This window comes from Mucilaginibacter corticis (assembly GCF_007558865.1).
GTDB classification, from domain to species: domain Bacteria; phylum Bacteroidota; class Bacteroidia; order Sphingobacteriales; family Sphingobacteriaceae; genus Mucilaginibacter; species Mucilaginibacter corticis.
Map to the genome: position 1 here is coordinate 403,545 of NZ_VLPK01000002.1, position 23,376 is coordinate 426,920.

Here is a 23,376-nt window from a genome sequence, read left to right on the forward strand (position 1 = left end):
AAGAGGCTGTATCGCCATGATCAGCCTCTTTTAACCAATTAATCTTAAGCCATCCCAAATAAGTTTACACAGTTCGGGCTCGTTATTGGCTTTTTCTCTAAGATATGCTTCAATTTCCGGGTTAGGTGATAGTTCAAGCAATTCTAATGCGCAGAGCCAGTCGTCGTATTTTTTTAATTGATCCCAGATGTAATTCAGGTTTTCAGTTCCGGTCGGATTCTCGCGGAAGAAACGCACCTGGCGGTAAAGTTCATGGAGCGCCAATTGCTGCTCGTTATAAACAGGCTGATGTGTTGTTGTTTTTGGGATATAGACGCTTTCTTCGAAACTATCTTTATCGGCAGCTCCGCTATAAACGGATACAATATGTTCACCTATGGCCATGTCATAACTGCCCCAATCAGGGTGGAAAAGTGTCGCCCCGTCTGCCGATGTAACCGTGCAGTTATCAAAGCTTATCAAGTATTCGGAAATGTGATGTACAATACCTTTTAACGTTATTCCACTTTCAAAACTGAGCTGTACTGTATTGCCTACTTTAATGGCCTTGTCAGAACTGAATTTGCCAAATGGCGAGCTAAAACCATCCTTATGGTAATCTTTGCCATGGCCGGGTAATTGTTTGTTGTTTACGGCCAATGCTACAGGGCCGGTCATCCGGATAAAACCGTCGTTAAATTGGGTTAAGGTGCCGGAAACTTGCAATCCGGAACTATAAACTATCGTGCATGTGTTTTTGCTATCCAGCGCTTTTTGCAAACCATTTGTTCCGCCAGTCCTGAAAGCCATTTGAGCTGCAAATGCTTCTAATACATCAATCAGGTTTTGAAAATTGGGTGTGACGAATAATTGTTGCTGTGGCTGGGTGATATCAAAAGGATAATTCACAGCATTAGCCGTGTACCACAATTTTTTTACGTTCGGCTGCATACAACCTGCGCTTTCACCAATGGACGACAACAAGCCTGCGCCATAGATCTTCGGATCATCCAGCGAACCTATTAGCCCGTATTCAACCGTCCACCAGTGCAGGCGGCTTAACAATGCCATTTCAGACGGTTTCCCCATATTTTGCTGGCAAAAGGCAACCTGATCTTCTGCATTTTTAATGGATGCAGATTCTGCATTTGGCATCTCCTTTAAAATGGATAATGCGCGGATAGCTTCATAAAGTTCATAATCTTGCGCCGAATACATGGCTTTAGCGCCAATTGACCCAAAATAACTAAGGTATTGGTGATAATCAGGGTCAGCGATGATAGGTGCATGCCCTGCAGATTCATGAATAATATCCGGCGCCGGGGTGTATTCGATATGTTTTAACTGCCTGATATCAGCGGCGATAACTAACACCCCGTAGGCCTGATATTCCATAAAGGCGGCAGGCGGGATAAACCCGTCTACAGTAACCGCGCCCCAGCCGATCTTGCCAAGCGCGTCGTTCATTTCCTGCAGGTCGGGAATATGTTCGATGGACAAGCCGGCGGCTTTCAGGCCCGGGATATAAGGGTAATAAGCAATATCTTTTAAATGGGTATAGTTCTGTCGCATTACGTAACGCCATACGGCCTGGTCTACAGGCGTATAATGCTCATAATGCTGGTCGACGATGTATTGCCGCAAATGCTTGGGCAGCGCCTTTACCCGGATATTACCAAAATCGTTCATTATAAATTACCTCTTAATTCCTGTTCGCGCTCAATAGCTTCAAAAAGTGCTTTAAAATTGCCGGCACCAAATGATTTGGCCCCTTTACGTTGTATGATCTCAAAAAACAAAGTAGGGCGGTCTTCCACAGGTTTGGTGAAGATCTGTAATAAGTAACCTTCATCATCGCGGTCCACTAAAATACCCAGTTTCTTAAGCGGTTCAATATCCTCGTCAATCTTACCCACGCGGGCCTCTAATTCGTCATAATATGTGGTAGGTACTTTCAAAAATTCAATACCACGGCTTTGCAGGTTGGTTACTGTTTGTACAATATCATGGGTTGCCAGGGCCAGGTGTTGTACGCCTTCGCCCTCATAAAACTCTAAATATTCTTCTATCTGGCTCTTTTTCTTCCCTTCGGCAGGTTCATTTATCGGGAATTTCACAAAGCCATTGCCATTACTCATCACCTTGCTCATTAAGGCAGAGTATTCGGTAGAGATCATTTTATCATCAAACGTCAGGATGTTTTTAAAGCCTAATACGTCTTCATAAAACTGTACCCATTCATTCATTTTATGCCAGCCTACGTTTCCTACGCAATGGTCAACGTACAGCAAACCGGTTGGCGTTGGGTTATAGGTGGTTTCCATAGGCAAATATCCCGGTAAAAAAATGCCCGAATAGTTTTTGCGTTCAATAAATAAGTGAACAGTTTCGCCATATAATTTGATACCACTGGTGCGTACCTCGCCAAATTCATCAGTAATTGTTTGCGGCTTTTGATAGGGCTTTGCACCACGCGCAGTAGTTTGCTGGTAAGCGTCATAAGCATCATCCACCCATAAGGCCAGTACTTTAACACCATCTCCGTGTTTCTTAATGTGCTCTGCGATGGGATGATCTGAATACAGGGGAGTTGTCAACACCAACCTGATCTTACCTTGCTGCAAAACGTATGAAGCCCTGTCGCGGACACCGGTTTCAGGCCCTGCATAGGCAAGATCCTGAAAGCCAAATGCTGTTTTATAGTAATGGGCCGCTTGTTTTGCGTTACCAACATAAAATTCAACGTAGTCGGTACCGTTTAAGGGCAGAAAATCTGTACCTGTATTTTTTTCAATGACTGTTTGTGTTTCCATAATAGGTTATGCTAACCAGCTTTTATAATAATTTTCATCTTCAATTGTTAAGGCATCTTCCGTCAGCATTAACGGGCGGAAAGGGTCAATCATGACGGCCAATTCTTCTGTCGCTTCTTTACCGATAGATTTTTCTACCGAACCGGGCGCAGGGCCATGCGGGATACCGCCGGGATGCAGGGTGATTTGGCCCCTTACTACATTTTTACGGCTCATAAAATCACCGTCGACATAATATAATACTTCATCACTGTCAACATTACTATGGTTATAAGGCGCGGGGATAGACAGCGGATGGTAATCAAATTTGCGTGGTACAAAGGAGCAGATCACGAAATTATTCCCCTCGAAGGTTTGGTGCACCGGCGGCGGTTGGTGCAGGCGGCCGGTGATGGGTTCAAAATCATGAATTGAAAAAGCCCAGGGATAATGAAAACCATCCCAGCCCACAAAATCAAAAGGGTGGGTGCCATAAATATAGGGGTAGATCAATCCTTGTTTTTTTATCAGGATCTTAAAATCGCCACGCACGTCATGTGTTTCCAGGTTTTCAGGCCTGCGGATATCGCGCTCACAATAGGGTGAATGTTCCATTAACTGGCCTGCCGAATTTAGATAGCGCTTAGGCGGGCGGATAGGGCTAAAGCTCTCAATAATAAACAGGCGATTTTGATCATTGTCAAATTCTACCTGGTAAATCGTTCCCCTCGGTATGATCAAATAATCGCCATAAGCAAATTTAAGTTTGCCATAACCTGTGTGCAGTGTTCCAGAGCCTTCATGTATAAAGACAACTTCGTCGGCCTGGCTGTTTTTATAAAAATAATCGGTCGTTGAATTGCGCGGCGCCGCCAATGAGATGTGTAGGTCGCCGTTTACCAGCACCGGTTTGCGGCTTTGCAGGTAATCATCCTCCGGCTTAATATTAAACCCGATCAGGCTGGTATGCTTCAAATGTTTTTCGCGCGCTATCTTTGGCTCAACCGAATACGGCTCGCCCAGGGCTTTTACCAAAGTTGGCGGGTAATTGTGGTACACCAGCGAATAAACGCTGGAGAATCCTTCTGTCGATACCAGTTCTTCTGCGTATAAACTACCATCAGGCTTCCTGAATTGGGTATGCCTTTTGTGCGGGATCATCCCTAAAGTGTGGTAACTTGGCATATTATATCGGTTTTTTTAATTCAAATAAATCTGTAGTGCGGCAATACCAGTCGGCACCCATGCGTGCCACCAGGTCAAAGTTTTGCTGTACTACTTTACCATCATCATCAAATAACTTTTCATTAAAATGCAATTGTTCTACCTCGGCAATAACTAAGTTGCCCGCGCCGGGGCCGGTACCCAATGGCATAATGTGTTTTACCCTACATTCCAATTGCACCGGCGATTCGGCTACCCGTGGAGGCCTAACAACAACTGACGGAACAGGGGTTAAGCCTGCCTCATTAAATTCATTAATGCCTTTTGCATATTCCGCACTGGTTTGGTTCACTTTAGTTACCATAGCATAATCAACCATGTTCACCACGCATTCGCGGACTTCATAAAGGTTATCCAACGTGTGCTTTGTGGTATTATCACGTACCCGCCGCGACGGAGAGAAGATCACTACCGGCGGATTAGCGCTAAACAAATTAAAAAAGCTAAAAGGGCTCAGGTTAACCTTTCCATCACGGTCTATGGTAGAGACCAACGCAATGGGCCTGGGCGCAACAGCGTGCTGCAAATAATTATGCACTTGTGCTACCGATAGTTCGCTGGCCTTAAAGCTTTTCATAAATTTTCTTTTGCTGTAATATCGACCAGTCGGTTTGTTCTGCTAAAATGGTGTTCGTCAATTCGCCCAATCCTGTGATCTTCATCGTTATTTCATCGCCCGCCTGTAGCCATTGTTCTTTATAAGCCGGGTCATTCAATTTACCAGTGCCGTTCAGTTCAAGGAAACAACCTGTACCTACCGTCCCCGACCCGATCACATCGCCGGGGTATAGATCGGCACCGTATGATGCCCGTTCTATAATTTCTGCAAAGGTCCAATCCATATCAGCCATATTACCGCGCGATACCTCGATGCCATTAACCTCGCAGGTCATTTCTAAATTATAGCTATTACCGGTATGTCCGGCTTTGGGCGCAATCTTGTAAGCCTCGAGTTCATCAGGGGTAACCAGCCAAGGGCCAAGTACGGTCGCGAAGTCTTTTCCTTTAGCAGGTCCCAAATTCAGTAACATCTCTTCCATTTGTAAGGTGCGGGCACTAAGATCATTCATGATCATATAGCCTTTTATATAACTGTCCGCATCAGCCACTTTAATGTTTTTGCCGTGTTTACCGATAACTATAGCCACCTCCAGTTCAAAATCCAATTTTTCAAAGTGGTCAGGCATGCAATAAACCGGGCCCGGGCCATAAATGGCATTATGATTAGTAAAATAAAAGATAGGATATTGGTCAAACTCCGGTATCATAGCCAGCCCGCGGTTGCGCCTTGCTGACGCAACATGTTGCCGGAAGGCATAGCCGTCACGAATAGAATTTGGCCTGGGCACAGCTGCCAACAGTTTATAATCGCTCACTTCGGCGCCATTATGCAAATCATAAAGTTTGCCGTTTAATAACCTTCCTTCAAGGATGTGTCCGTTGTGTTGATAGCTGACCAGTCTCATAAGCTAAAGTTCCGGATTTGTAGGATAGAAAACATATATTGGGTAAATAATACATTTTTTGTCCTGCATTTTAATTTATATACTGGATGTTGTCCGAAAAATTGTTCTTAATTTTGTTTAAACCGAACAAACAACGAAATGATCGATAAACTGGATCAAACTGATATTCGTATCCTGCAGTTATTACAGGAAAACGCGAGATTGACCAATAAAGAAATTGGCGCGTTACTATATAAAAGCGCCAGCGCTGTTAATGACCGTATCCGCCGGATGCAGGATAATGGCTATATCAAAAAGTACGTAGCCGTGCTCGATTCGAAATTGATCGGTCGCGGGTTTACGGCTTTTACCCATGTACATTTAAAAGATCATGGTAAAGAGATCATTAACCATTTTGAAGAAGAGATAATTAGGCTGCCCGAGGTATTAGAATGCTATCATATGTCAGGACAATATGATTTTATCTTGAAGGTGGCAGTGAAAGACATGGATGCTTACCATTTATTCCTGATGAACCATCTATTTGAAAAGTTTTCTATCGGCTCGATAGAAAGTACTTTCGTGATGCGCGAAGCTAAGGCAGAAATGCCCTCGCCAATAATAAATTATAAAGGCTAAGTAATGGCTGATTTAGTTGTTTTTTTGTAGACTTAGGATAGCTTTAACTTGGTAGTAGGTTACAAACAAAGAAAGCGAGACAGCATCCAAAAAATGGTGGTGTCTCGCTTTGTGCTCCCGACGAGATTCGAACTCATATCGATGGTACCGGAAACCATAATTCTATCCATTGAACTACGGAAGCAATATGCCGCAAATATATAAAATTGATTTAACGCTGCCAGCGGCTACGGTAAAAGAATATCGCGTTAGCTAAAATTTAATGCCGGGCACAGGTTTAGCACTTTTTAACTATCCATATCAAATGTTTTTTATATCATCGTATAAAACAAATACGTCAAGGCCGCCATGGCTAACCCGGTGAATAGTTTGCGGTCTGAAGGGTAAGACTAAATAACAGGCTATTTAAAATGTTAATTTAAACACTATCTTTATGTTGACATTTAAATTGCCAATTATAAATGCGCCTAAACAGATTATTTTATTTCCTTGCTTTGTTGCTGGTTTTACCTGTGTATGTCTTTGGACAAAAAGTTCCTGTAGCGCCAACTATGCTGTTAGATATTGCCGGGCAGGAGTATCTAATTTCTTATTATAAATTTGATGCTCAAGGCAATATTTACGTCGCAGGCGGGCAGGAATATCCTTATGTAGCTAAATTCAGCGCCAATGGTGCCCTTGTTTGGCTAAAAACATTTGTTGATAGGACGGAGTGGGATGTACAAGGCCTTGATATTGACCGTAACGGCAACCTTACCGTGATTGGTCGGAAAGTTCCTGTAAGACAGGATAGTCATTACAGCTCAAATTTTTATCTCGATGCTTTTGTTTTGCATCTTGACAACAATGGAAACGATTTGTGGGAAAAATCTGTTGAAAGCGGCAGCAAAAATATACCGATAGACCTTAGCCACGCTAATAAATATAACGATATACAAACAGGATATAATGTAACCAGCGACAACGCCGGAAATTTAATAGCTGTTTTTTCATTCGCGGGATCACCCGACGTTGACGGAAATATAACAGCCAAAGGTACATTGGATGGTTTGGTAGTAAAGTATGATGCTAACGGTAAAGTAATATGGAAATTTAACCTTGGGGCAACCGGCGGACCACCAGGTGGGTATGATAATTTCGCGGTAGCAGCAGCGGTTGATAAACAAAATAATATTATTGTTGCAGGCTACACCAACGGTATGGTTAACTATAATCCTTTGGGTACTCCGGTTAATATTACCGGAAATTCTTCTATGTTTTTAGCCAAGTATTCGCCAGCCGGCATATTGCAATGGATCAAGACCATTGATGGTAATATGCTAGATGCTAACATTACGCTGGCTTTAGATGGCCAGGATAACATTTATCTGAATGGCGCATTTAAAAACCCGATGGATTTCGGTGTCGCGCCAACGCTAATACCAACATCTTACAATACCCAGGATATATTTATTGCAAAATATTCACCGACCGGTAATTTGTTGTATCATAAAAGCATGGGTGGTACAGCTAGTACTGTGATTAACCGTGGAATAACGACGGGGCCCGATAACAGTTTATACCTTACCGGAGATTTTAACGGTAAGGTCGATCTTGATCCGTCTTCATCTGTAGCCGAGCTCAATTCCAAAGGGACGGTCAGTATGTTTTTGGCAAAATATGATGATAATGGTAACTATCAATGGGCATTTGGCGTACCTGGTTTTGGTTCTGATGCACGGCTTGACATTGTAGATGATGGTGGAACGCTTGATTTTAGAGATTATGCTGGTGGGTTATTTGCTTCCGGCCCCCGGTATATAAATGTAAACAGCAGCAATGAAATATTTGTAGCCGGTGCTTTTAAATCAACTGTTAATTTTGACGGTACAGGATGCGGGGTTAGTAACCTGACTGCCCGGGGCGTTAACGGAAATAACGATATGTTTGTAGTACGTTACACGCCTACAACAGAAAAACCGGTTACCAATAATACGGTAACCACACCGGTTGTAACCGGTATTTGCCCCGGCGATGATCCCGCTCTTATAAGCGGCAGCACACCAATTAGTAATGGTAATAGCTATACTTACCAATGGCAGCAATCAACGGATAGTTTAATCTTTACAGACATTGCCGGCGCGGTATCAAAAGATTTTACCCCGAAGGCAATAACGGCAAAAACTTATTACCGCCGCAGGCTGGTTGTATCGGCATGTGCAGCACCCAATGTCAGCAATGTAGTTAAACTAACCCTTTTAACGCCTGCATACGCCAATACCATTACCGCTCCGGCTGTCACCAGTTTTTGTAATACCGGCGATGCGGATCTGATCCGTGGCTCTGTGCCGAAAGCCGTAGGCGATGTTACCTACCAATGGCAACAATCAACAGACAATATTAGCTTTACCGATATCAGCGGGGCCATAGCAAAAGAATATGATCCGCCGCCGCTTAGTGTTACTACTTATTACAGGCGCCTGATCAACAATTCTCCCTGTAGTATCGGTGTGCCGGGCAATACGGTTACCATTACCATTAATCAGTTGTCAGCAACAGTATCAGCCGAACAAACCATTTGTATGGGCAGCAGTGTCGCGCTGAATGCTGCCGGGGGGATACGGTATTCATGGTCGCCGGCTGCAGGCTTATCATCGGCCGATGTTGCGTCGCCGGTAGCTAACCCGAATGTTACTACTACTTACAGCGTTAACATTTATAATGGCGACTGTAGTACCACGCTTCAAGCTAAAGTAAATGTAGTAGGCCGGCCAACGGTTGATGCCGGGCCTGATCAGGAAATTCTGAGTGGCGATAAGGTGCAATTAAATGCACAGGTAAACAATGCGGAGGGCGCTACCTACAGTTGGACACCAACCACTTATCTTGATGACCCAAACATTGCCAACCCAATCGCAAGCCCGTTAACAAATATTACTTACCGGCTTACGGTAACATCGGCACAGGGCTGCTTTATCGCGAGCGATGAGGTGGCTATCAAAGTGCGCGCAAAATTGATCGTTCCCAATACTTTTACACCAAATGGCGATGGTGTGAATGATCTGTTAATCATTGATGGCTTAGATGTCTTCAAACAAAGCCTGCTGACCATTTTTAACCGTAACGGACAAGAGGTATTCAAAAGCCAGGCCTATCCAAAGCCCTGGGACGGCGCGCGTAAGGGTAAACCTGTACCCATGGGTACATATTACTATGTAATTGATCTTAAAGATGGATCAAAGCCGTTATCGGGCTGGGTTACAATTGTCAGGTAATATTTAAAAGTGTGACAGATCAAAACTTTAATTACTATTTACTATTTATATGTTAACATCGGCCAATAAGACATTACTATAACATTTTAGATGGCCGACTATAAATCAGACTTAAAAACATGAACACCCTACCTGAAATTGCCAACAGACTGACCTCATTATGTAACGAGCGGAAATTTGTTGAAGCTTATACTGAATTGTACGATGATAACGCGGTAAGTATCGACCCGAACAATAATAATGAACCCATAACAGGTCTGCATAACCTAATAGAGCGCGAAAAGCAATTCCTGGCAAATGTTGAGATCCATGACATCAACGTATCTGACCCGATTTTTGCCGAAAGCTATTTCAGCGTGATTTTAAGCATGAACTTTACAGTGAAAGGGCAGGAACGCAAAACCATAGAAGAGGTTTGCGTATATAAGGTTGAGAACGGAAAGATCATTAGCCAGCAGTTTTTTATAGGGTAATTTGAGCCAAGCAATTGTTACTGGTCGAATTATTGCGTTTTTTTCCGTACCTTTATTAGCATCAGTAAAGGTGCTCTCCGATATATCATTGCTCATTTTCAAATAAGCAAAAAGCAAGTAAACAAACAGGTTTTATTATTAAGTGGTTGATATATAGATATTTATATCTATTTTTTACTACCGGCATCAGACCGAATACCCGAAAAACGGGTAAAATTACTACCGGTAAAAGCCCCGATACCCGATAAATGCCATTTTTTACTACCGGCAAAAAAACAGATACCCGGAAAATGGTCAAAATTACTACCGGTAACCGTTGCAATGCCGGTAATAAATAATTGTGCAGATTATTTAAAATGTTTTCTGCGCTCAATCGTCTACCACCTTATAATGAAGAAAAGAGTTCTGTACATCGTATTGCTTTGGCTGTTTGCCGACGCTTATTTTTTTAACGCTGTTACTACCTTAACAGCTAACCCTATCTGGCACTGGGTTTATTGGTCTGCCGATATTTTAATTGCTACAGGTGTTATCACCATCATATTTGGCCGCCGGGGCAGCGAGCCGCCAAGAGCTATCTCGTGGTTAATGGGGCTGATGTTATTATCTGCCGTACCCAAGATCCTGGGGATGCCGGTTTTATTGATCGAAGATATTACAAGGCTGTTCAGGGGTTTTCCGCCGCGCAGTGTTTGGGTAAGCGAGCTGGCGCTGGTGGTGGCTGCTATCCCGTTCTTTGGCTTATTGTTCGGCTTAACGCGCGGGCGTCATCATTACCAAATACATAAGCACACCTTATACTTCCCTGACCTGCCCGAAGCGTTTGACGGCTTTACCCTGACCCAACTGTCAGACATCCACGCCGGCAGTTTCTCTGATGCTAAAGGCGTTAATAAGGGCATTGATATGGTAAACGCGCAAAACAGCGACCTGATCTTGTTCACCGGTGATATGGTGAACAACAAGGCATCAGAAATGACACCATGGATCAATGATTTCGCGCGATTACAAGCGCCATACGGCAAATACTCGGTATTAGGTAACCATGACTACGGCGATTATGTGAAGTGGGAGAGCGAGGCCGTTAAGGACGCTAACTTGGTTAGCCTAAAAGGTGTGCACAAGCAAATAGGGTTCAGGCTGTTGCTTGACGAAGCCGTTGAAATTGAAAAGGACGGGCAAACCATCACGCTGATAGGGGTAGAGAATTGGGGTAAAGGCGGTTTCCATAAATACGGCGATCTTGAAAAAGCCGTTGCTAAGGTAGACGATAGCCAGGTAAAGATCCTGATGTCGCATGACCCATCACACTGGGAAGCCAAAACGCTAAACCACTTAAAACATATCCATTTAACTCTGTCGGGCCATACGCATGGTATGCAGTTTGGCATCGAACTGTTTGGCTTTAAGTGGAGCCCTGTTAAATATGTTTACAAGCAATGGGCCGGCCTGTATAAGCAAAAAGACAGGTACCTGTATGTAAACCGCGGTTTCGGTTTCATAGGCCTTAAAGGCCGGGTAGGCATCTGGCCCGAAATTACCGTGCTTACCTTGAAAAAAGGGTAGCCCCTCCGCCCCCTAAAGGGGGGACTTTTGAAATAGCAGTTATAAAAAAAACAAAGCGTCTTGATTTACTAAGACGCTTTGTTTTTTGAGTTGTTGCTCCCCCTGAAGGGGGCTGGGGGACTAAACGTTAAACCTAAAGTGCATAATGTCGCCATCGGCAACTACGTAGGTCTTACCTTCAATGCCTAATTTACCGGCTTCTTTTATAGCAGCTTCAGATCCGTTGTATTTAACAAAGTCCTCGTACTTGATCACCTCGGCACGGATAAAGCCTTTTTCAAAATCGGTATGGATAACGCCTGCAGCCTGTGGGGCGGTAAAGCCTTGGGTGATGGTCCAGGCGCGTACTTCCTGCACACCTGCGGTAAAATAGGTTGCCAGGTTAAGCAGCTTATAAGCCGCTTTTATCAGCTTGTTAACGCCCGACTCGCTAAGGCCCATATCGGCCAAAAACATTTCACGCTCTTCAAATGATTCAAGTTCGGCTATCTCGGCCTCTATTTGTGCCGATATCACCAACACACCGGCGTTCTCGTCTTTTACGGCTTCTTTAACCTTGTCTACATAGGCGTTCCCGGTGTTTACAGAACCTTCGTCAACGTTACAAACGTAAAGTACTGGCTTTGCGGTTAACAGCCACAGGTCGGCAATGTATTCTTTATCTTCTTCGGCAACCGGCGCTGTACGTGCTGACTTGCCTTTAAGCAAATGCTCTTTGTAAATAGTTAAAACGTCGAAGGTCTTTTTAGCCTCTTTGTCACCACCGGTTTTGGCCATTTTTTCAACCTTCTGGATCTTCTTCTCAATACTGTCAAGATCCTTTAGTTGTAGCTCGGTATCAATGATCTCTTTGTCACGGATAGGGTCAACGCTACCGTCAACATGGATAACATTATCATTATCAAAGCAGCGTAATACGTGTAATATAGCGTTGGTAGCGCGGATATTACCTAAAAACTGGTTGCCCAAACCTTCGCCTTTGCTGGCGCCTTTTACCAAACCGGCTATGTCAACTATCTCTATTGTATTAGGCACGATAGATTTAGGTTGTACTATCTCGACCAGTTTTGTCAACCGCTCATCAGGTACGGTAATTACGCCCACATTTGGCTCGATAGTACAGAACGGAAAGTTAGCCGCCTGTGCCTTGGCGTTTGATAAGCAATTAAAAAGAGTTGATTTTCCTACATTTGGCAAACCCACTATACCACATTGTAAAGCCATATTTTATTTAAAAGAATCAAGAGTTAAGAATCAAGAGCCAAGACAAATTCAAAAGTCTTTGTTCCTGACTCTTGATTCTTGTCTCTCTAAAATTTGCGCAAAGATAACAGAAAATACTACCTTATAATTTGAAAAAATAAACGACTTTTGCAGCAAGTCATCAGAAATTAAAAAATATGTAAAGCGGGTACCCATATGGAAGAAATGGTTGAACAAATAGAATTGTTGCTTGAGCAAAAAGACGAACAACAACTTCAGGAATACCTTAACAACCTTAATATATCAGATGTTGAAGAGCTGATAGATGAACTTCCGCAACATGGGCCGCTGTTTATTGAAACGTTGTCGCTTAACCGCGCGGTTAACGTTTTCCGCATATTAGACTTCCCTACGCAGGAGCGGATCATCAAAAAACTTCCGGGCAAAAAGATCGCAGAGATCATAAATGAGCTGCCGCCGGATGACCGCACCTCATTTTTTAGCGAGTTACATGGTGACGCTGTAAAAGCATTGATCCTGCACCTTTCGCCCGCCGACCGGAAAGAAGCGTTATCCCTGTTAGGTTATGACGAATACAGCGTTGGCCGATTAATGACCCCTGATTATATCGCCGTCAAAAAAAGCTGGGATGTTAACCGTGTACTGGCTCATATCAGGCAGTTTGGTAAAAACTCTGAGACCATTGATGTAATTTATGTGTTGGGCGATAAAGGTGTCCTGCTTGATGATATCCGTATCCGTGAGATCTTATTGGTAGACCCGACTACCAAAATAAGCCAGTTAATGGATGGGCGGCTGATAGCGCTTAAAGCGACAGATCCGCAGGAAGAAGCTATCAATGTGTTCAGGATGAATAACCGCACGGCGCTACCGGTTACCGATGATCAGGACGTTTTGCTGGGGATTGTAACTGTAGACGATATCTTATGGATAGCTAACGAAGAGTACACCGAGGATATCCAGAAGATAGGTGGTACAGAAGCATTGGATGAGCCATACCTGGATATTAACTTGTTCAGACTGGTTAGAAAACGTGTGGGCTGGCTGATCATACTCTTTTTGAGCGAGATGCTTACATCAACTGCCATGCAGTATTTTAATGACGAGATAGCTGTGGTGATCCAGCTGACATTCTTTATTCCGCTTATTATGTCCAGCGGGGGTAACAGCGGGTCGCAGGCGTCAACCTTGATCATCCAGGCAATGGCGCTTGGTGAAGTTACCATATCAGACTGGTGGCGGGTTATGCGCCGCGAGATCCTTTCAGGCCTGATGCTGGGAGCCATATTGGGTTTAATTGGCTTTTTACGGATAATTTTATGGAGCACGTTCAGTAATATTTATGGCGCGCATCCATTATTGATAGCTTGTACTGTAGGGTTTTCATTAGTAGGTATTGTGCTGTGGGGATCACTCGCAGGTTCAATGCTGCCGATATTGATGAAACGGTTAAAACTTGATCCGGCAACTTCATCCGCCCCGTTTGTGGCTACCCTGGTTGATGTTACCGGCCTGATCATTTACTTTAGCATGGCACTTGTGGTAATGCATGATGTTTTGCACCCGGCTGTAAAACATGCGGGATTAATAAATTACATGGTGCCACAAAAAATGATATTCCAATATTGTTTAACATAGCTTTATAGTTTAAATAAATTTTACTTTTAAGGTAATGTATTTAAATCCGGCTTCAAATATTAACTTTTATTACTCTGCCAAATTATTATCTTAGGCACACTAAAGCCAAACAATGAGAAACAGTGACAAATCAGAACCATTCGTACTTATAACCAAACCTCAAGAATTAGTATTAACGGGCACTGCTTTACAAAATTTACAACAAACAGGCAGATGGGCCAGATTTTTAGGTATAACCGGCTTTATTAGCTCAGCTATTTTGTTTCTGTTCGGGATATTTTTTGTTAGTATAGTTAATATCATATATAAACACCCCACAACATACTACCGCATGCTTGATCTGTATGGTGTGCATGGCTATCGTTTCAGGCGGCCGCCTTTTATTTACAGTGGGTTTATGATATTCCTGTATACCGGCGTTTCAATATTTACATTCTTCATTTCATTTTATATCTATCAATTTGGTAATGATGTAAAAATTGCCATAGCTAACAATAGCGTCCCGCAATTGAGCCTTGTTTTTAGTAAGCTGAAAATATTCTTTAAACGTACCGGCTTTATTGTGATATGCTTTATTATAGCGTCAGTTATTGTAGCAATTTACCTGGGGGTAAATATTTACATTATCCGCAGCAGTCCTGATTTTGCTAAACCGGGCTTACAATAACAAGCACAAAAAAAAGGCCTGCTAATTAGCAAGTCTTTTCTTTTCAGGTTTATAATAAAGTTTGAGTTGGTTTTAACTATAAATTCTCAAATGAAAAATCATCGTCAGCTGTTGCTTTGGCAGCTTCGGGCGTTTCGCTAAATTCATAACGCTTTTCAACAACTTCCTGGTTCTCTTTAATGTAATCGATGGTTCCGTTTAGTCCTTCAACAAATTTTTCGAAATCTTCTTTGTATAAAAATATTTTGTGTTTAATAAACACGCCATCTTCCAATCTCTTTTTGCTTTCTGTGATAGTTACGTAATAGTCGTTTGATCGTGTTGCCTTAACATCAAAAAAATAAGTCCTTTTACCTGCTCTTACCTTCTTTGAAAAAACTTCTTCGCGCTCTCTGTTGTCAAAATCTCCCATACTTATTGTTGTTGTAGTTTAGTTTTATTAGGCATAAATATAAATAATTTTTCAAAGCGGAAGTATTAAAACAAATATTATTGTCTTTTTTTAAGCGATTAAGCGTAAAAATCACTTATATTCTTCTTTTTTAAGATACTTCCTGTTCTTCAAGCAATTGTTTTTCATACAATTCAAAATAAATGCCCTTTTGTTTCATTAAATACTCATGATTTCCCTGTTCCATAATTTCGCCATTATCCATCACTAATATTTTATCCGCATTTTTTATGGTTGATATCCTATGGGCAATAATAATATTTGTTTTGCCCTGCATAATATTACCCAGGTTTTGTAATATTTCTTCTTCAGTACGGGTATCAACTGCCGAAAGGCAATCATCAAACACCAATATCTGCGGATGTTTTACAATAGCCCGTGCTATAGAAACCCGCTGCTTTTGCCCGCCCGATAGAGTGACGCCTCGTTCGCCGATTAAGGTTTCAAATCCTTTTTCCAGCTCAATAATATTATTATATACCGCGGCATCTTTGGCAGCCTGTTCAACTACCGGCATATTTAATACATCGGCACTGAATGCGATATTGTTGGCAATAGTGTCAGAGAATAAAAAGACTTCCTGCGGTACAAAACCTATCTGCGCCCGGTAGCCTTCAAGATTAAGTGTATTAACGGGGTCTTTATCTATCAATATTTCGCCGGCGGTAGAGTCGTACATGCGTAACAGTAAATTAGCTATAGTTGATTTACCCGAACCAGTTCGCCCTATAATTGCCACCATTTCGCCCGGATGCGCGGTAAAGGTTATGTTTTTTAAAGCCTGTATGCCTGTGTCAGGATAAATAAAGGATACATCCTTAAACTCGATCAAGCCGTTGATGGTACGTTTAGGCACATCTGGCGATATGATTTCAGGCTTTTGATCCAGGAACTCATTGATCCGCTTTTGTGAGGCCGCGGCACGTTGTATCAGGGATGTAACCCAGCCCAATGCCATTACCGGGAAAGTAAGCTGGTTAAGATATACAAGGAACTCGGCAATATTGCCGGGTGTAATAGTGCCTTTCATCACTTCGATACCGCCAATAAATATGGTGATAACATTGCTAAGACCAACCAATAAAAGCATGATAGGGTAAAAGGCCGCCTGTACTTTCACCAATGCCATTGAATGGATCTTGTAATCATCGCTTTCCAAAGCAAATTTTTCGCGTACAGAGCCTTCACGCACATATGACTTCATGATCCTGATACCTGAAAAATTTTCCTGCACAAAACTGGATAGTGAGGATAACCGTTCCTGGATCTTTTCGCTGCGGAAATTGATAATATTATTTACATAATAAATAATAAATGCCAGTACAGGCATAGGTAATATCGAAAAAATTGCCAGCCTTACGTTTACGGTTAACATAGCATAAATAACCAGCAAGAAAAGTACGATGGTATTGATAGCGTACATAATTCCCGGCCCCAGATACATGCGTACACGGCTTACATCCTCGGTTACGCGGTTCATCAAATCGCCGGTATTATGACGGCGGTAAAAGGCAAGTGACAGGGCCTGGTAATGGTTGTAGATCTCGTTTTTGAGATCATACTCAATGTGGCGCGACATAAGGATGATGGTTTGCCGCATAAAGAACAAGAATAGTCCTCTTATTAGTGATAGTACCAACACCAGAATGCCAAACAACAACAAACTCGATCCAAATATCTCATAGATCATAGCCTGTCGGTTAAATCCCGAAAAAAGCTGGTAAACACCAATGTTTTCTGTTACCAGATCAAACGCTACGCGGATAACCTGTGCAGGCAGTACACTAAAAATATTGGATATGATAACAAATAGTATCCCCGGGATAAGACGCCATTTATATTTGACAAAGAATTTATTTAAATAAGCGAGATCTTTCATCGATTAAGCAAAAATAAGCTTTTGAGGATGGATTTAGATTGGGAATGCGAATTTATTTCGGCGCCAATTGGTAGCGATGGGTTTTAAACCCATCGCTAAAAGCTACCTTGCTAATTTAAAATAAGCCAATTCCTCTCCGTTCCTCATTAAATTATCGCCCTGCTTAAAACCTGCTTTCTGTAACACCCGTTGTGACCCTGCATTAGCTAAAGTAGTAACGGCTACAATTTCGTTAATTGTGCTATCATTAAATCCATGAGATGAAATGGCAATGGCCATTTCTGTAGCAAGTCCAAGGCCCCAATATTTTTGCTCAAGGCTGTAACCCAATTCTAATACGCTTGCTTTGTCATCAAAAGGGCGTAAAAGACAACTGCCGATAAAGCTATGGGTAGTACTGTCAAACATGCCCCAAATCCCGGTTGTATTGGTTGTTTGATATTGGTTTAAAGCATTGTTGAAGATGATAATGCGCTCTTCGCGGCTGTGTTTAGGTATGTACAAAGTAACCCGATCGTCGGTAAAGTGCTTTAGGTAAGTTTCCAGCTCTTCCACTAAAAATTCACGAATAATAATTCGCGGGGTTTGCGCTATGATGCTCATTTGCCAAATATAGCCCATTTGCCCGTTGTAGCGGCGGGTTTTAAATACTCCTTTTACAATTACCTGTTAAAAACCTTTGTTGCAAATAAAAAATACCTACTTTTGTTGCGCCTTAAAACACTACATGTCTACAGCAAAACTCACCGATTCGATATTTAGCCAGCTGGAAGATTGCGGGCATAAAAAAGTTGTTTATTGTAGTGACCCCGATACCGGCTTAAAAGCGATCATAGCAATTCATAATACCATACTTGGCCCGGCATTGGGTGGTGTGCGTATGTGGACCTACAAGACCGAGAATGAGGCCCTTGCCGATGTATTGCGTTTATCGCGCAGTATGACTTACAAGGCGGCTATATCAGGCCTTAACCTGGGTGGCGGTTGCGCGGTAATTATCGGCGATTCGCGCAAAGAAAAAACAGAAGCTTTAATGCGTAAGTTCGGCAGGTTTGTAAAAAATCTTAACGGCGAATTTATAGCAGGTGAGGACGTGGGTACCAATCTGCGCGATATGGAATATATCCGCATGGAAACAGAGCATGTAGCCGGTCTACCTGAAACAATAGGCGGCAGCGGCGATCCGGCACCGATAGCGGCAATGGGCGTTTTTATGGGCATAAAAGCATCTGTTAAAGAAGTTTTTGGTACAGATAGCCTAACCGGTAAATCAGTAATTGTACAGGGTATTGGCCACGTAGGCGAGAACCTGGTAAAGTTGCTGCGCGATGAAAATGTAAAGGTTTACATCAGCGATATTAACGAAGACAAAACACGCCAGGTGTCGAAAAAATACGGAGCAGAAGCAATTTCAAATAATTCCATTTTTGATATTGATGCCGATATTTATTCGCCTTGCGCATTGGGAGGTACCATCAACACCCAAACCATCAATAAACTAAAATGCGGCATTATTGCAGGGTCTGCAAATAACCAGTTAGAGGACGAAGAAATACACGGACAATTATTACTTGATAAAGGTATTATATTTGCCCCTGATTACGTTATAAACGCAGGCGGCGTTATTAATTGTTACTCGGAGTTAATGGGCTTTAGCAAAAAGCGCTCTTTACAACTAACCGAAAATATTTATGAGGCTACAAGAAATGTTTTACGCCTTTCAAAAGCCGAAAATATTTCAACCATACAAGCCGCAAACAAAATTGTCGAAAAACGTATTACAGACATTAACAAAGTAAAATCCAGCTATTAAATAAATCACAAACAGGAGTAAAAATCCTAAATCGTTCTTACAAAAATGTTAAACAGAAGGCACCTACGGGTAAAAGTACTACAGTCATTATACGCATTTCATCAAACCAGTGCGGTTAATATAAAACAACAGGAAAAAAGCTTATTGCAAAGCATAGACCAGGTATATGAAATGTATATTTGGATGCTTTCGCTGATATCAGAAGTTGTTGGTTACGCGGATATTGATGCTAACGAACGCGCCAACAAGCATTTACCTACAGCAGATGATCTTAACGCAAACCTTAAGATCCTTACCAACAGGTTTACCATATCTTTAAATCAAAACAAAGAGTTTTTAGCAGGTACAAAAAAGTATAAAGTAGAGTGGAGCTTTGAGCCCGAATTGGTTAAAACTTTATTTACTAACCTAAAAAGCGCCCCCGAGTACCAGGAGTATCTTGACAAAACGGGCGACACCATACAAACAGATAAAGACATTATTAAGTTCATCTTTAAAAAGGTGATCTTAAAATCAAGCCTGGCCGACCAGGTTTTTGAAGAAAAATTTATTTTTTGGCCGGTTGATAAGGATGTGCTGCAGGCTTTGATAGCTAAAACATTCAAAAACTTCTCTTTTGACGAGCCTGAAAAAAATAAACTGGCAGAAATTACCGGCAATTGGGAAGAGGACAAAGAATTTATTGTTAAGCTTTTAGAAACATCAGTACGTTACGATAAAGATTATCAGGAGCTGATCAGCGCAAAAACGCAAAACTGGGAGCCTGAGCGTATAGCCATGATGGATACCTTGTTAATGAAAATGGCTATTGCCGAATTTGTTAACTTTGCATCTATCCCGGTTAAGGTTACTATTAATGAGTACCTGGAAATTTCGAAAGAATACAGTACACCAAAAAGTAACTCTTTCATAAACGGTATCCTTGACAAGATCTTATTTGAGCTAAAAGCCGAAAAGAAAATTAATAAAATAGGCAGAGGACTAATAGAATAATCACAATGAAAAAAATATTGTTTAGCTTAATGATGGCAACCGCTTTAATGGCTTGCAATCAAAAGAAAAGTAATACAGTAGTAGCATACACTACTGACGGGGCAGATATCAAATACACAAAGCAGACTTTTGACTTTGGCAAAATAAAACAAGGCGAAAAGGTGACGCATAGCTTTGCATTTACCAACACCGGTAAAGCACCATTAATAGTTACCAATGCGGTAGCATCATGCGGTTGTACTACGCCTATCTGGCCTAAAACGCCTGTTATGCCAGGCGATACCGCGTCAATATCAGTAACATTTAACAGTGCCGGCAAATCAGGTTTGCAGGATAAACTGATAACCGTTACGACAAATAGCCAGCCTGCACAAAGTGCTGTGCATTTAATTGGCGAAGTTCTTACAAAATAATAATTAAAAATGATAGCAACTATTTTATTACAAGCAACAGGCGGAGCATTAGGCGCTTATGGTTCAATGATCCCGTTTGTGTTGATCATTGTGGTGTTTTACTTTTTCATGATCCGTCCGCAGGTTAAGAAACAAAAAGATCAAAAAAACTTTGTTAACGAATTAAAAAAAGGCGATAAGATCATCACCACATCAGGTATGCATGGCAGGATCGTTGAAGTTGCAGATACAACTTTTTTAATTGAAACCGAAGGCGGCCACAAAGTTCGTTTTAATAAAGCGGCAATCTCATTAGATGATTCAAAGGCGTTAAGCACACCACCGGTAGCTTCTAAATAAGCTTTGAGCATAAAGCTTAAAGTATTTAAGAATATAAAAATAAAGCGGAAAGAAAAGCTAAAGCTTTAACCTTTCCGCTTTCGGCTTTTAGCTAACAACATGGCAATAGTAAAACTATCGGCAACAGAACGCAGGCGGGCATCGGCATTTTTTACCTGCCTTATACTTGCTTTGTGTGCCTGGATAGCTATTACTTTGTCAAACTCTTATGATTACCAGGTAAAAGAGGTACTGGTTTTCAAAAACAGCCCTCAAAAACGGGCGTTCCATCCCTTACAATCTGATACGGTTACCGCCACTGTGAAAGGTAATGGCTGGCAAATGCTGTTCTCAAAAATGAACGAGCAAAACCGTATTATAAAAGTTGACCTGAGTAAACTGGACAGCGAAGCCTATGTAGTTGTAAGCACACAACTAAATGCTATCAATGCAGAAAAAGCGGTCGATAACGAAATAATTGCCATAGCCCCCGATACGCTTTATTTTGACTTTACCAATCGCAGCGACCGTAAAGTGCCGGTACAACTGGTAAAATCTGTGAATTACCAGCAACAATTTACACAGTCGGGCAATATTGTTATCAAGCCTGCATATGTCAGAATAATTGGTCCGAGTAATGTTATTGACAAGATCAAATTCTGGCGTACAGACCAGTTGACCTTAAAAAACATAAACGAAGACGTAAACACAGAGGTTAACCTGCAAGCACCTGATGAAGGAAATGTAAGTATCTATCCAAAAACAGTCCAGGTGAGTATTCCGGTAGATGAATTTACAGAAAAAACGATCGAGCTGCCGGTTAAACTGGTTGGCAATGTTGATTTTTATAATGTAAAAGTGTTTCCGCAAAAGGTTAAGGTAACCTTTACCACTTCGTTAAACCGATATGCCGATATTGATGAAGAGTTTTTTGAAGCGCAGGCTGATCTTAACTTATGGCGTGCATATGGTTATAGTTCGCTGCCGGTTAAGGTTACCCGTTTGCCTGATTATTGCAAGATAGTGAACATTGAACCTCATAATATTGATTTCATCGTTAAAAAGTAATGTTAAAAATAGGTATCACCGGTAATATTGGTAGCGGGAAAACTACGGTTAGCCAAATGTTCCGGGTATTGGGTATTCCTGTTTTTTACGCGGATATAGAAGCCAAAAACATCATGACCACTGACCCGGTATTGGTTGCTAATATGAAAAAAGCCTTTGGTGATGAAGCTTATTTTACCGACGGCAGCCTTAACAGAAAATATATAGCAAACATTGTTTTTAACGATGATGAGCAGCTGGCTAAATTGAATAGTTTAACCCACCCGGCCGTATTCAGGGCTTTTGATACCTGGGTTGCAGGCATTGAAAACGTGCCTTATGTTATAAAAGAGGCTGCTTTGTTATTTGAAAGCACATCTTACAAAATGTGCGATTATTCTTTGTTGGTTACAGCCCCGCTGGATTTAAGAATAGCACGTGTTACCAAACGTGATCATATAACCCGTGCCGAAGTTGAGGCCCGTGAAGCCAAACAATTTACCGAAGCCAAAAAGCGCGAGCTTGCAGATTACATTATTGAAAATGGCGAAACACAGCTGCTTATACCACAGGTTTTAAAGCTGCACGACGCTTTTTTACAATTAGCCGCCGTATAATGATTCTTGACGATTTTGTTTCGATCAACGCCAACGGTATCTACTGCAAATACGGCGATTTTTATCTTGATCCGCAGCAGCCGGTAAAAACAGCAGTGATATCGCACGCCCATGCAGACCATGCTATCAGCGGGAATAAAGAAGTTTATTGCACCCGTCCTACACAAGAGTTTATGCATCTGCGTTATCACCGTTCTGCGGCGCAGGTATTTAATATCGTGGGCTATAATCAGCCATTCTTTATTAAAGATATTAAGCTGGCCTTTATACCTGCCGGGCATATGCTGGGGTCGGCCATGATCCTGATGGAATACCAAGGGGCGAGTTATTTATATACCGGCGATTACAAGATACAGCCCGATGCAACCTGTGAGCCTATTGAATGGGTCAATGCTGATGTGCTCATTACCGAAAGTACATTTGCCGACCCTGGTATTATTCATCCTGACCCGGTGGAGGAGATCAAGAAGTTAAACGGAATTAAAAGTAACATCCTGCTGGGCGCATATGGCTTGGGTAAGAGCCAACGTTTGCTGCGGATGGTAAATGACTACGCTCCGCAGAAAAAGGTGCTTATACACCATAAAATAATGCCTATAAACCAAATTTATGAGCGTAATGGTTATCCGCTTGGTAAATACCAGTTATACGGGCGTAAACTGATGAAAGCGCAGGATGAATTTGTATATATTGTACCGCCTTTTACGTTTAACAGTTATATAAAGGCTACAGGTGTTAAGCGCTTATTTGCGTCAGGGTGGAAAAACTTGCAGGTGAATAAGGAGGATACGCTGTTTATATCAGATCATGTAGACTGGAACGATATTTTGCAGGCCATTAAGCAAATTAATCCTAAACAGGTGTGGACGTTGCATGGCAATGGCGCTCATTTAAAGGCACATTTAGAAACAGATATTTTGGTTAAATTGCTCAATTAACCGGTG

22 protein-coding genes and 1 tRNA gene are annotated in these 23,376 nt (G+C 41.9%); 13 read left to right on the forward strand and 10 right to left on the reverse strand.

The window, feature by feature from the left end:
- Window positions 1-30 precede the first annotated feature (30 nt).
- From FO440_RS12380 to FO440_RS12400, 5 genes are read right to left on the reverse strand one after another with little or no spacing between them, the layout of a single operon-like run.
- On the reverse strand, window positions 31-1,668 hold the full coding sequence (locus FO440_RS12380) for an aromatic amino acid hydroxylase (protein WP_144248582.1): 1,638 nt from the start codon (window positions 1,666-1,668) through the stop codon (window positions 31-33).
- Window positions 1,668-2,792, reverse strand: coding sequence for a 4-hydroxyphenylpyruvate dioxygenase (hppD, locus tag FO440_RS12385; protein WP_144248583.1), 1,125 nt, complete (start codon window positions 2,790-2,792; stop codon window positions 1,668-1,670). Before hppD ends, FO440_RS12380 begins: the two co-directional genes overlap by 1 nt.
- 6 nt (window positions 2,793-2,798) lie before the next feature.
- On the reverse strand, window positions 2,799-3,956 hold the full coding sequence (locus FO440_RS12390; protein ID WP_144248584.1) for a homogentisate 1,2-dioxygenase: 1,158 nt from the start codon (window positions 3,954-3,956) through the stop codon (window positions 2,799-2,801).
- 1 nt (window position 3,957) lies between these two features.
- Complete coding sequence (locus FO440_RS12395; protein ID WP_144248585.1) at window positions 3,958-4,572, reverse strand: flavin reductase family protein; 615 nt, start codon at window positions 4,570-4,572, stop codon at window positions 3,958-3,960.
- Complete coding sequence (locus FO440_RS12400) at window positions 4,559-5,461, reverse strand: fumarylacetoacetate hydrolase family protein (protein WP_144248586.1); 903 nt, start codon at window positions 5,459-5,461, stop codon at window positions 4,559-4,561. Before FO440_RS12400 ends, FO440_RS12395 begins: the two co-directional genes overlap by 14 nt.
- Window positions 5,462-5,599: 138 nt before the next feature.
- Between FO440_RS12400 and FO440_RS12405 the strand changes: the two genes are divergently transcribed.
- Complete coding sequence (locus FO440_RS12405; RefSeq protein ID WP_144248587.1) at window positions 5,600-6,079, forward strand: Lrp/AsnC family transcriptional regulator; 480 nt, start codon at window positions 5,600-5,602, stop codon at window positions 6,077-6,079.
- 112 nt (window positions 6,080-6,191) lie between these two features.
- Here FO440_RS12405 and FO440_RS12410 read toward each other — a convergent pair.
- Window positions 6,192-6,263, reverse strand: a tRNA-Arg gene (locus FO440_RS12410).
- Window positions 6,264-6,540: 277 nt separating this feature from the next.
- Between FO440_RS12410 and FO440_RS12415 the strand changes: the two genes are divergently transcribed.
- The 3 genes from FO440_RS12415 to FO440_RS12425 all read left to right on the forward strand — a co-directional run bounded on the left by FO440_RS12415 (window position 6,541) and on the right by FO440_RS12425 (window position 11,372).
- A complete protein-coding gene (locus FO440_RS12415; RefSeq protein ID WP_144248588.1) occupies window positions 6,541-9,333 on the forward strand; it encodes a T9SS type B sorting domain-containing protein in 2,793 nt (930 codons plus the stop codon).
- A gap of 119 nt (window positions 9,334-9,452) precedes the next feature.
- A complete protein-coding gene (locus FO440_RS12420) occupies window positions 9,453-9,806 on the forward strand; it encodes a nuclear transport factor 2 family protein (protein ID WP_144248589.1) in 354 nt (117 codons plus the stop codon).
- Between the two features lie 390 nt (window positions 9,807-10,196).
- The gene (locus FO440_RS12425; RefSeq protein WP_144248590.1) at window positions 10,197-11,372 is read left to right on the forward strand and encodes a metallophosphoesterase; all 1,176 of its coding nucleotides are present in this window, start codon (window positions 10,197-10,199) and stop codon (window positions 11,370-11,372) included.
- A gap of 120 nt (window positions 11,373-11,492) precedes the next feature.
- On the opposite strand, the gene ychF is transcribed toward FO440_RS12425, so the two are convergent.
- Window positions 11,493-12,596, reverse strand: coding sequence for a redox-regulated ATPase YchF (ychF, locus tag FO440_RS12430; protein WP_144248591.1), 1,104 nt, complete (start codon window positions 12,594-12,596; stop codon window positions 11,493-11,495).
- 195 nt (window positions 12,597-12,791) lie between these two features.
- On the opposite strand from ychF, the gene mgtE reads away from it, so the two are divergent.
- Window positions 12,792-14,234, forward strand: a complete 1,443-nt coding sequence (gene mgtE / locus FO440_RS12435) for a magnesium transporter (protein ID WP_144248592.1) — start codon at window positions 12,792-12,794, stop codon at window positions 14,232-14,234.
- 112 nt (window positions 14,235-14,346) lie between these two features.
- Window positions 14,347-14,901 (forward strand): hypothetical protein, encoded by a 555-nt coding sequence (locus FO440_RS12440; RefSeq protein WP_144248593.1) that lies wholly within the window; start codon window positions 14,347-14,349, stop codon window positions 14,899-14,901.
- 76 nt (window positions 14,902-14,977) lie between these two features.
- Here FO440_RS12440 and FO440_RS12445 read toward each other — a convergent pair whose 3' ends face one another.
- The 3 genes from FO440_RS12445 to FO440_RS12455 form a co-directional block, all read right to left on the reverse strand.
- Window positions 14,978-15,313, reverse strand: a complete 336-nt coding sequence (locus FO440_RS12445) for a DUF3276 family protein (protein ID WP_144248594.1) — start codon at window positions 15,311-15,313, stop codon at window positions 14,978-14,980.
- 130 nt (window positions 15,314-15,443) lie between these two features.
- Window positions 15,444-17,231 carry an ABC transporter ATP-binding protein gene (locus tag FO440_RS12450; RefSeq protein ID WP_144248595.1) on the reverse strand — a complete coding sequence of 596 codons (1,788 nt, stop codon included), beginning with the start codon at window positions 17,229-17,231 and terminating at the stop codon, window positions 15,444-15,446.
- Between the two features lie 102 nt (window positions 17,232-17,333).
- Window positions 17,334-17,834, reverse strand: coding sequence for a GNAT family N-acetyltransferase (locus FO440_RS12455; RefSeq protein WP_186292657.1), 501 nt, complete (start codon window positions 17,832-17,834; stop codon window positions 17,334-17,336).
- 124 nt (window positions 17,835-17,958) lie between these two features.
- On the opposite strand from FO440_RS12455, the gene FO440_RS12460 reads away from it, so the two are divergent.
- The 7 genes from FO440_RS12460 to FO440_RS12490 all read left to right on the forward strand — a co-directional run bounded on the left by FO440_RS12460 (window position 17,959) and on the right by FO440_RS12490 (window position 23,370).
- Complete coding sequence (locus FO440_RS12460; protein ID WP_144248597.1) at window positions 17,959-19,044, forward strand: Glu/Leu/Phe/Val family dehydrogenase; 1,086 nt, start codon at window positions 17,959-17,961, stop codon at window positions 19,042-19,044.
- 45 nt (window positions 19,045-19,089) lie between these two features.
- Complete coding sequence (gene nusB / locus FO440_RS12465) at window positions 19,090-20,037, forward strand: transcription antitermination factor NusB (RefSeq protein WP_144248598.1); 948 nt, start codon at window positions 19,090-19,092, stop codon at window positions 20,035-20,037.
- Between the two features lie 5 nt (window positions 20,038-20,042).
- On the forward strand, window positions 20,043-20,450 hold the full coding sequence (locus FO440_RS12470; protein ID WP_144248599.1) for a DUF1573 domain-containing protein: 408 nt from the start codon (window positions 20,043-20,045) through the stop codon (window positions 20,448-20,450).
- Window positions 20,451-20,459: 9 nt separating this feature from the next.
- On the forward strand, window positions 20,460-20,789 hold the full coding sequence (gene yajC / locus FO440_RS12475; RefSeq protein ID WP_144248600.1) for a preprotein translocase subunit YajC: 330 nt from the start codon (window positions 20,460-20,462) through the stop codon (window positions 20,787-20,789).
- Between the two features lie 99 nt (window positions 20,790-20,888).
- Window positions 20,889-21,836 (forward strand): CdaR family protein, encoded by a 948-nt coding sequence (locus FO440_RS12480; RefSeq protein ID WP_144248601.1) that lies wholly within the window; start codon window positions 20,889-20,891, stop codon window positions 21,834-21,836.
- Complete coding sequence (coaE, locus tag FO440_RS12485) at window positions 21,836-22,432, forward strand: dephospho-CoA kinase (protein WP_144248602.1); 597 nt, start codon at window positions 21,836-21,838, stop codon at window positions 22,430-22,432. Before FO440_RS12480 ends, coaE begins: the two co-directional genes overlap by 1 nt.
- Window positions 22,432-23,370, forward strand: a complete 939-nt coding sequence (locus FO440_RS12490) for an MBL fold metallo-hydrolase (RefSeq protein ID WP_144248603.1) — start codon at window positions 22,432-22,434, stop codon at window positions 23,368-23,370. Before coaE ends, FO440_RS12490 begins: the two co-directional genes overlap by 1 nt.
- Window positions 23,371-23,376 lie beyond the last annotated feature (6 nt).

Coding starts and splice junctions, on each gene's coding strand:
- FO440_RS12380 (WP_144248582.1), bottom strand. CDS start 1,668: ATGAACGATTTTGGTAATATCCGGGTAAAGGCGCTGCCCAAGCATTTG.
- hppD (WP_144248583.1), bottom strand. CDS start 2,792: ATGGAAACACAAACAGTCATTGAAAAAAATACAGGTACAGATTTTCTG.
- FO440_RS12390 (WP_144248584.1), bottom strand. CDS start 3,956: ATGCCAAGTTACCACACTTTAGGGATGATCCCGCACAAAAGGCATACC.
- FO440_RS12395 (WP_144248585.1), bottom strand. CDS start 4,572: ATGAAAAGCTTTAAGGCCAGCGAACTATCGGTAGCACAAGTGCATAAT.
- FO440_RS12400 (WP_144248586.1), bottom strand. CDS start 5,461: ATGAGACTGGTCAGCTATCAACACAACGGACACATCCTTGAAGGAAGG.
- FO440_RS12405 (WP_144248587.1), top strand. CDS start 5,600: ATGATCGATAAACTGGATCAAACTGATATTCGTATCCTGCAGTTATTA.
- FO440_RS12415 (WP_144248588.1), top strand. CDS start 6,541: ATGCGCCTAAACAGATTATTTTATTTCCTTGCTTTGTTGCTGGTTTTA.
- FO440_RS12420 (WP_144248589.1), top strand. CDS start 9,453: ATGAACACCCTACCTGAAATTGCCAACAGACTGACCTCATTATGTAAC.
- FO440_RS12425 (WP_144248590.1), top strand. CDS start 10,197: ATGAAGAAAAGAGTTCTGTACATCGTATTGCTTTGGCTGTTTGCCGAC.
- ychF (WP_144248591.1), bottom strand. CDS start 12,596: ATGGCTTTACAATGTGGTATAGTGGGTTTGCCAAATGTAGGAAAATCA.
- mgtE (WP_144248592.1), top strand. CDS start 12,792: ATGGAAGAAATGGTTGAACAAATAGAATTGTTGCTTGAGCAAAAAGAC.
- FO440_RS12440 (WP_144248593.1), top strand. CDS start 14,347: ATGAGAAACAGTGACAAATCAGAACCATTCGTACTTATAACCAAACCT.
- FO440_RS12445 (WP_144248594.1), bottom strand. CDS start 15,313: ATGGGAGATTTTGACAACAGAGAGCGCGAAGAAGTTTTTTCAAAGAAG.
- FO440_RS12450 (WP_144248595.1), bottom strand. CDS start 17,231: ATGAAAGATCTCGCTTATTTAAATAAATTCTTTGTCAAATATAAATGG.
- FO440_RS12455 (WP_186292657.1), bottom strand. CDS start 17,834: ATGAGCATCATAGCGCAAACCCCGCGAATTATTATTCGTGAATTTTTA.
- FO440_RS12460 (WP_144248597.1), top strand. CDS start 17,959: ATGTCTACAGCAAAACTCACCGATTCGATATTTAGCCAGCTGGAAGAT.
- nusB (WP_144248598.1), top strand. CDS start 19,090: ATGTTAAACAGAAGGCACCTACGGGTAAAAGTACTACAGTCATTATAC.
- FO440_RS12470 (WP_144248599.1), top strand. CDS start 20,043: ATGAAAAAAATATTGTTTAGCTTAATGATGGCAACCGCTTTAATGGCT.
- yajC (WP_144248600.1), top strand. CDS start 20,460: ATGATAGCAACTATTTTATTACAAGCAACAGGCGGAGCATTAGGCGCT.
- FO440_RS12480 (WP_144248601.1), top strand. CDS start 20,889: ATGGCAATAGTAAAACTATCGGCAACAGAACGCAGGCGGGCATCGGCA.
- coaE (WP_144248602.1), top strand. CDS start 21,836: ATGTTAAAAATAGGTATCACCGGTAATATTGGTAGCGGGAAAACTACG.
- FO440_RS12490 (WP_144248603.1), top strand. CDS start 22,432: ATGATTCTTGACGATTTTGTTTCGATCAACGCCAACGGTATCTACTGC.